A 7,349-nucleotide genomic window follows, 5' to 3' on the forward strand; every position below is an offset into this window, starting at 1 on the left:
GGTGTCCGACTCGCGCGTCGGAAGTGGGGGACTCGCGGGCTTGACGTCCGAGTCGCCCGCTCCGGTGTCCGACTCGCGCGCTTGACGTCCGACTCGCCCGGCCCGGTGTCCGGCTCGCCCGGCCCGGTGTCCGACTCGCGCGACCTGGTGTCCGACTCGCGCGACCTGGTGTCCGGCTCGTGTGTGGCGGGAGCGGGGTCAGCCGCGGCCGATGAAGGGCATCGTGGTGGCGGTGATCGTGAGGAACTGGACGTTCGCGTCGAGCGGGAGGCCTGCCATGTAGCGGACCGCGTCGGCGACGTGGCGCGCGTCGAAGGTCGGTTCGGGGCGGACCGAGCCGTCCGCCTGGCGGGCGCCCGCGGCGATGCCCGCGGTCATGTCCGTGGCCGCGTTGCCGATGTCGATCTGGCCGCAGGCGATGCCGAACGGGCGCCCGTCGAGCGACAGCGACCGGGTGAGCCCGGTGATCGCGTGCTTGGTCGCGGTGTAGGCCGCACTGCCGGGCCGGGGCACGTGCGCGGAGATCGACCCGTTGTTCACGATCCGGCCGCCCTGCGGGTCCTGGGCGCGCATCAGCGCGAAGGCGGCGCGGGCACAGAGGAACGAGCCCGTCAGGTTGACGTCGACGGTGGCCCGCCACTCCGCCACGTCGATCTCGTCCGGGGTCGCGGCGGGGCCGAAGGTGCCTGCGTTGTTCACCAGCAGGTCCAGCCGCCCCCAGGCCGCCCGGACGGCGGCGAACAGCTCCGCGACCGAGCCCTCGTCCGCGACGTCGGTCGGCACGACGAGAGCGGACTCGTGCTCCTCCGCCGTCTCCTCGAGCCGGTCCGCGCGGCGGCCCGCCACCGCGACCGCCCACCCGTCGGCCAGCAGGTCGCGGGCGACCACCCGTCCGATTCCCGAGCCGGCTCCGGTGACCACCGCGGTGCGCATGCGCCCAGGATCCACCGGACCGGGTGATCACCCCTTCCGGGGTCCGCTCGTTAGGCCGAACGAGTGGGGGGTCCATGATCGAGCTGGAACGGGTGTCGAAGGTCTACAAGACCGGAGACCTCGAGCTGCGTGCGCTCGACGACGTCAGCCTCCGCATCGACGACGGCGACCTGGTCGCGATCATGGGCCCCTCCGGCTCCGGCAAGTCGACGATGATGAACATCCTGGGCTGCCTGGACGTCCCGTCGTCGGGCACGTACCTGCTCGACGGGATCGACGTCGGCGGACTGTCGGACAACCGGCTGGCGGACATCCGGAACACCAAGATCGGGTTCGTCTTCCAGTCGTTCAACCTGCTGCCGCGCACGTCGGCGATCCGCAACGTCGAGCTCCCGATGGTCTACGCGGGGACCCGGAACCGGCGGGGACGCGCCCAGCGCGCACTCACCCGGGTGGGTCTCGCGGACCGGGCGGACCACAAGCCCAACGAGCTCTCCGGCGGTCAGCAGCAACGGGTCGCCGTGGCGCGGGCCCTGGTCACCGAGCCCACGATGATCCTCGCCGACGAGCCCACCGGGAACCTGGACACGACCTCGACCGTGGACGTGATGAACCTGTTCGTCGAGCTCAACGAGGCGGGACGGACGGTCGTGCTGATCACCCACGAACCCGAGGTGGCGGAGTTCGCGAAGCGGGTCGTGACCCTGCGGGACGGCCGGATCGTGTCGGACGAGCGTCGATGACGCTCTGGGAGTCCGCCCGCATCGCCATGCGCGGCCTGCGCAGCAACAAGCTGCGCTCGGCCCTGACGATGTTGGGCATCATCATCGGCGTCGCCGCGGTGATCGTGCTGGTGGCCTTCGGCAACGGGCTGCAGCGGTTCGTCGCCGACGCCTTCGGCCCGCTCGCCAACCAGATCCAGATCAGCAAGGACCAGGGCGGGGTCGGCGCGAAGGACCTCACCGACGCGGACGTCCGGGCCCTGCGCGACACCGGCCGCGCCCCGGCGATCGCCACCGTCTCGCCGACGGTCGGAGGCTCCGCCCAGCTGCAGCTCGCGGGGGGCGGCTCGTACCGCACCGGGATCACCGGCACCGAGGCCGACTACCTCGACGTGGCGAACCGCGAGCTGGTCGTCGGGTCCTTCTTCGACGACCAGCAGGTCACGAGCAAGGCCAAGGTGGTGGTGCTCGGCCCCAACCCGGTCGCCTCGCTGTTCGGCGGGCAGGCCGGGGCCGCGCTCGGGCAGGACGTCCGGATCGGCCGCACGACCTTCCGGATCATCGGGGTGCTGGCGGCCAACGGCCAGCAGGACGACGTGGCCGTCATGCCGCTCGGCGCCGCCCGCAGCTACCTGCTCGGCGGCGGGGACGTGGTCGGCTCGGTGACCGTCCGCGCCGTCTCGACCGACGCCGTGCCGCAGGCCGTCGAGCAGGCCACGACGATCCTGGACCAGCGCCACGGCATCCGAGACCCGGAGGACCGGGACTTCACGGTCACCGCCCTGCAGAGCCTGCTCGACCAGTCCTCCCAGGTCCTGAGCTTCGTGACGATCTTCGTGGCCGCCGTCGCGGGCATCTCGCTGATCGTCGGGAGCATCGGCGTCGCGAACATCATGCTGGTCACGGTCACCGAACGGACCCGCGAGATCGGCATCCGCAAGGCCATCGGCGCGCGCCGCCGAGCGATCCTGCAGCAGTTCCTCATCGAGGCGATGGTGCTGACCGGGATCGGTGGGGTGATCGGGATCCTGCTCGGGATCGGGATCTCCGTGGCCGCCGGGATCGTGCTGCCGCAGCTCGTCCCCGACTTCCCCGCCCCGTCGGTGTCGGTCGGGTCGGTGGTGCTCGCGTTCGGCGTGAGCCTGCTGATCGGCCTGCTCGCGGGCGGGTTCCCCGCCAACCGGGCCGCGCGCATGCGCCCCATCGACGCCCTGAGGCACCAGTGAGGAGCCCTCTCATGTCCCGCACCCGGCTCGCGTCCGCCCTGCTCCTCGCAGGCCTCGCCGCGACCGCCTGCACGAGCGAGCAGGCTCCACCGCCGACCGCGGTCGTCGACCGCGGCACCGTCTGGCAGGCGGTGTCCGCCTCGGGCTCGCTGGTGTCGATCACCCAGCAGAACCTCGGCTTCGCCGACCGGGGGCAGCTCGCCGGGCTGCTGGTGAAGGTCGGCGACGTCGTGGCCGCGGGTCAGCCGCTGGCCCGCCTCGACGACGCCGCGGCGCGCTCCCAGCTCGCCGACGCCCAGGCCACGCTCGCCCAGCAGCAGGCCTCGCTGGGCAAGCTGACCGGCGCGAACACGGTCGAGGCGGCGCAGGCGGCGCTGGACTCGGCGCGGTCGATCCTGGACGCGACGCGGGGTCAGGTCGACGCCACCAACTCCGCCAACGACGCTGCGGTGGAGCGGGCTCGGGTTCAGCTGGCGTTCGACCGCAAGCAGCTCGACGCGGCGCGGGCTCAGCTGGCGAAGGACAAGGCGGCATGCCCGGGCGGGGCGACGTCGGCGGCCGGCAACGCGAGCATGGCTCCGGATCCACCCACCGAGAACGCCACGGCGAGTGGCGGCCTGCTCTCGATGAAGACGAACAGCACGCCACCCCCGACGACTACGGCTCCGGCCACACCCACGAATCCGGCCTGCGCGGCGATCGCCACCGACGAGCAGAACGTCACCGCCGCCAAGCGGCAGGTGATCGCCTCCGAGACCGCGCTCTCCCAGGCCGAGGGGACCCGGGACTCAGGTGCCGCCACCGGCCGCGTGAGCATCGCCAACGCCGAGAGCACCGTCTCCTCCGCCGAGTCCCAGCTCACGGGCGCGAACAACGACGCCCCCGCGGACGTCGCGGTGCAGGACGCCGTCGTGGCGAGCGCCGAGAACGGTGTGGCGGACGCCCAGACCGCTCTGGACAACACCGTGCTGCGCGCCCCGATCGCCGGGACCGTGTCGGCCATCAACGGGGCGGTCGGCGACTTCATCGCGGCGGCGGGCGGGGCCACCGGACTCGCCCCCGGCAGCGACGCCCGCATCCCCGAGGCGGTCGGCACGGCGTCGGCGACGGGGGCCGCGACCGGCGGGACCGCGGCGGGTGGCGCGTTCATCACCCTCAACGACCTGCAGACCTTCCAGCTGGTCGTGCCGTTCGAGGAGAGCGACGCCGCGCAGGTCGCGCCGAACCAGCCGGTGGACGTCTCGGTGGACGCGGTCCCGGACCTCACCGTGCCCGGCACCGTCGTCGCCGTCGCACCGACCGCCGACCAGGTCTCCGGGGTGGTCAGCTACTACGCGACGATCGTGCTCAACCAGACCGACCCGCAGCTCAAGGACGGGCAGACCGCGCAGGCGGACGTCCGCACCGAGTCGCGCGACAACGTGCTGCGGGTGCCGTCCGCGACGGTCCGCCAGGAGGGCGGCCGTTCGGTGGTGAGCCTCCCCGGCTCCGACGGCAACCCCGTGACCAGGGAGTTCACCCCCGGTCTCGTCGGGGACCGGTTCACCGAGGTGGTGTCCGGGCTGGACGAGGGTCAGCAGGTCCTGCTCCCCCAGGCCACCGTGGCGGCCTCGCCCGGCGGCCCGCCGCGCTAGGCGTCCCGCGCCGCCGAAGCACCCGAGCTGTGCGGCGCGAACGTCGAGGCCCGGCGTGAGAGCGGGCCCAGCAGCCTCGCCGGGAGCAGCGTGGGTCACCGGCCCGACGCCGCGCACCGAGGGGGCGGCCCACTCATGACAGATGGCCCTCCCGCGGCCCCACACCGTCCACGACCATCGACCTGGACGAAGGGGGGACGCCGTGGAGGGCAGTCACGTCCGGGTCTCGGACGGCGACCGGGCGGCCACGCTGGAGACGTTGCAGCGGGCCTTGGCCGACGGTCGGATCACGCTCACCGAGTTCGACGAGCGCAGCGCGGCCGCCACCACGTCGGTCACGCGGGGCGAGCTCGGGTCCCTGACGGTCGACCTCGCCCCACCGGCGTCGACCCTGGAGCCGATCACCCTCGGCGGCACCCTGTGCTCGGTGAGGCGGAAGGGTGCGTGGCGGGTCCCGCAGGCCCTGACCCTGCGCACCCGGCTCGGTTCGATCGAGCTGGACCTCACCGCCGCCGACATCCCGCACGACACCGTGGCCGTGGAGCTCGACATTCTCGGTGGATCGGTCGAGCTCCGGCTCCCGGAGGGTGCGAGCGTCACCTTCACCGCCGTGGAGACGTCGTTCGGCAGCACCGAGGACCACCGCCGCAGCCAGGGCCTAGGCGGCCGCCCTCACTTCGAGTTCCGCGGCCGGGTGGTCGGCGGGTCGGTGGAGCTGCGCGGTCCGCGCCGCCCGCTCTTCCGCTAGCCGGATGTCCGACTCGCGCGTCGAAACCGGGGGACTCGCGGGTTCGGGGTGTCCGACTCGCGCGTCGAAACCGGGGGACTCGCGCGTCGGAAGTGGGGGACTCGCGGGGGTCAGGCCTCGAGGTAGCGCTTGGCCATCCCGGCGAGGGTCTCGGTGAACTCGTCGACGGTGCGGGCGATGACGTCCGCGACCGGCTCGATCGCCTCGATCCGGCCCGCCACCTGACCGAGCTGGGCCAGGCTCGCGTCGACGTCGCCGTCCCGGTAGAGGCGCTCGATGTTCCCGAGCAGCGCCATCGGGTCGCCCTCGGTGGCCAGCTCGAACGGCGCGGTGGCCGTGGTGCGTAGCACCCGGACCTGCTTGCCGTTGTGCTTGTTGATCAGCATGGTGTCGGTCTCGGTCGCGCTGACCACGGCGTTCTTCATGTTCACGTGCACGCCGGACTCCAGGGTCGCGACCATCCGGGTGCCCATCTGCACGCCCTCGGCACCGAGGGCGAAGGCGGCGGCCATCGACCGGCCGTCGGCGATCCCGCCCGCCGCGATTATCGGCACCCCGACCTGGGAGGCGACCAGGGGCAGCAGCACCATCGACGACACCTCGCGGGGCGCCTTGAACCCGGCGCCCTCGCTGCCCTCGACCACCAGGCCGTCGACGCCGGCGTCGATCGCCTTCTGCGCCCCGCGCAGCGAGGGGACGACGTGGAAGACGGTCAGGCCCGCCTCCTTGAGCCGGGGCGTGTGGGCGGTGGGCGAGCCCGCCGACGTCGTGACGAACGTGATGCCCTCCTCGACGATCATGTCGACGATCGCGACGTCCTTCACGAACGCCAGCGGCAGGTTCAGGCCGAACGGCTTGTCGGTGAGGTCGCGGGTGCGGCGGATGTCCTCCCGCACCTCGGCGATCCCGAGCGAGCCGGGGACCAGCCCCATCGCACCCGCCTCGGACACCGCCGCGACCAGCGGCGGTTTGGCGATGTACCCCATGGGGGCCTGGAGGATCGGGATCTCGACGCCGAGGAGCTGCGTCACGCGGTTCGCGAAGGCCACACGGCGCACGCTAAACGAACGTTCACTCAGATGTCCAGGGGCAGCACGAGTTCGACGAAGGCGTCGAAGGTCTCCAGGGCGGCCTCCACGGAGAGCTGCCCGGAGAGGACCTGGACGCCGAGGCCGTCGAGCAGGGCGAACAGGCCCGCGGCCGCGACCTCCGGGGAGAGCGGCGAGCCCACGACCCCCGCCGCGAAGTGCGCGCGCAACGCGGAGGAGTCGGCGCGCAGCTCCGCGCCGACCTCGGGTCGAACGGTCGCGTAGGCGAGGAAGGCCAGCACGACCCGACCCTCCCGGGCCCGCTCCTCGTCCAGCGGCAGGAGCTGCCGGAAGAGGGCCCGCAGCATCTCGCGCGGGGTCTCGACGCCCTCCCCCATCCGGGCCTGCACGCGCGCGCCGACGCGCTCCAACGCACAGCGCATCAGCTCGTCCTTGGTGCGGAAGTAGTGCTGCACCATCCCGACCGAGACCCCGGCCTCGGCGGCGACGTGCCGCACGCTGGCCTCCTCCAACCCCCCGCGCGCGACGACGGCGAGCACGGCGTCCGCGATCAGCTCCCGGCGTTCGGCGTGGTCCACCTGCTTCGGCACGCGATGACAGTACATCCGTATTGACTCCGGCGAACGGATCCCATACGGTCGTATTGCGAAGGAGGTCGCCATGTCCTGGTCCCCCACGACCTACGAGTCCGCGACGACCGTGCTCACCGATCCCCGCTTCTCCGTCGAACCGCCCGGCGGGGTCGCCGCCGGCAACCACACCCTGTTCCGGGACGGGGAGCCCCACCGCAGGCTGCGCGCGGTCGTGGCGGGCGCCTTCACCCCGCGGCGGATCGTCGCGGGCACACCCCGTGTCGAGGAGATCGCGCAGGAGGCCGTGGCGCGGATGGCCGCGCACGGCCCGCCCGCCGACGCCGTCGCCGAGCTCGCCGCACCGCTCGCGGCGACCGCGCGGAAGCCGTGCGCGTCGGTGACCCCGAGCAGCTCCGCGATCACGGTCACCGACGCGCACGGCTTCCGCGCGGTCGCCGACGGCTG

At 73.0% G+C, this 7,349-nt stretch carries 7 protein-coding genes and 1 pseudogene; 5 read left to right on the forward strand and 3 right to left on the reverse strand.

What is annotated here, in order from left to right; all coding sequences use genetic code 11:
- Positions 1 to 198: 198 nt before the first annotated feature.
- A complete protein-coding gene (locus H5J29_RS14740; protein ID WP_181781530.1) occupies positions 199 to 933 on the reverse strand; it encodes an SDR family oxidoreductase in 735 nt (244 codons plus the stop codon).
- A gap of 74 nt (positions 934 to 1,007) precedes the next feature.
- Here H5J29_RS14740 and H5J29_RS14745 point away from each other — a divergent pair, with 74 nt between their 5' ends.
- From H5J29_RS14745 to H5J29_RS14760, 4 genes are all read left to right on the forward strand, one after another.
- Positions 1,008 to 1,676, forward strand: coding sequence for an ABC transporter ATP-binding protein (locus H5J29_RS14745; RefSeq protein ID WP_181781531.1), 669 nt, complete (start codon positions 1,008 to 1,010; stop codon positions 1,674 to 1,676).
- Positions 1,673 to 2,881: an ABC transporter permease gene (locus tag H5J29_RS14750; protein WP_181781532.1), complete on the forward strand. Its 1,209-nt coding sequence runs from the start codon at positions 1,673 to 1,675 to the stop codon at positions 2,879 to 2,881. The genes H5J29_RS14745 and H5J29_RS14750 overlap by 4 nt, the downstream gene beginning before the upstream one ends.
- A gap of 11 nt (positions 2,882 to 2,892) precedes the next feature.
- On the forward strand, positions 2,893 to 4,515 hold the full coding sequence (locus H5J29_RS14755) for an HlyD family efflux transporter periplasmic adaptor subunit (protein WP_181781533.1): 1,623 nt from the start codon (positions 2,893 to 2,895) through the stop codon (positions 4,513 to 4,515).
- A gap of 202 nt (positions 4,516 to 4,717) precedes the next feature.
- Entirely contained in the window at positions 4,718 to 5,263 is a 546-nt protein-coding gene (locus tag H5J29_RS14760; RefSeq protein WP_181781534.1) for a DUF1707 SHOCT-like domain-containing protein, read from the forward strand.
- A 110-nt stretch (positions 5,264 to 5,373) separates the two neighbouring features.
- On the opposite strand, the gene H5J29_RS14765 is transcribed toward H5J29_RS14760, so the two are convergent.
- Both H5J29_RS14765 and H5J29_RS14770 read right to left on the reverse strand, forming a co-directional pair.
- A complete protein-coding gene (locus tag H5J29_RS14765) occupies positions 5,374 to 6,312 on the reverse strand; it encodes an NAD(P)H-dependent flavin oxidoreductase (protein ID WP_181781535.1) in 939 nt (312 codons plus the stop codon).
- Between the two features lie 26 nt (positions 6,313 to 6,338).
- On the reverse strand, positions 6,339 to 6,902 hold the full coding sequence (locus H5J29_RS14770) for a TetR/AcrR family transcriptional regulator (protein ID WP_181781536.1): 564 nt from the start codon (positions 6,900 to 6,902) through the stop codon (positions 6,339 to 6,341).
- 70 nt (positions 6,903 to 6,972) lie between these two features.
- On the opposite strand from H5J29_RS14770, the pseudogene H5J29_RS14775 reads away from it, so the two are divergent.
- Positions 6,973 to 7,349: pseudogene (locus H5J29_RS14775) on the forward strand (hypothetical protein); the annotation flags it as partial.

The sequence above is a fragment of the Pseudonocardia pini genome (assembly GCF_013870575.1).
In the GTDB taxonomy this organism is placed as follows: domain Bacteria; phylum Actinomycetota; class Actinomycetes; order Mycobacteriales; family Pseudonocardiaceae; genus Pseudonocardia; species Pseudonocardia pini.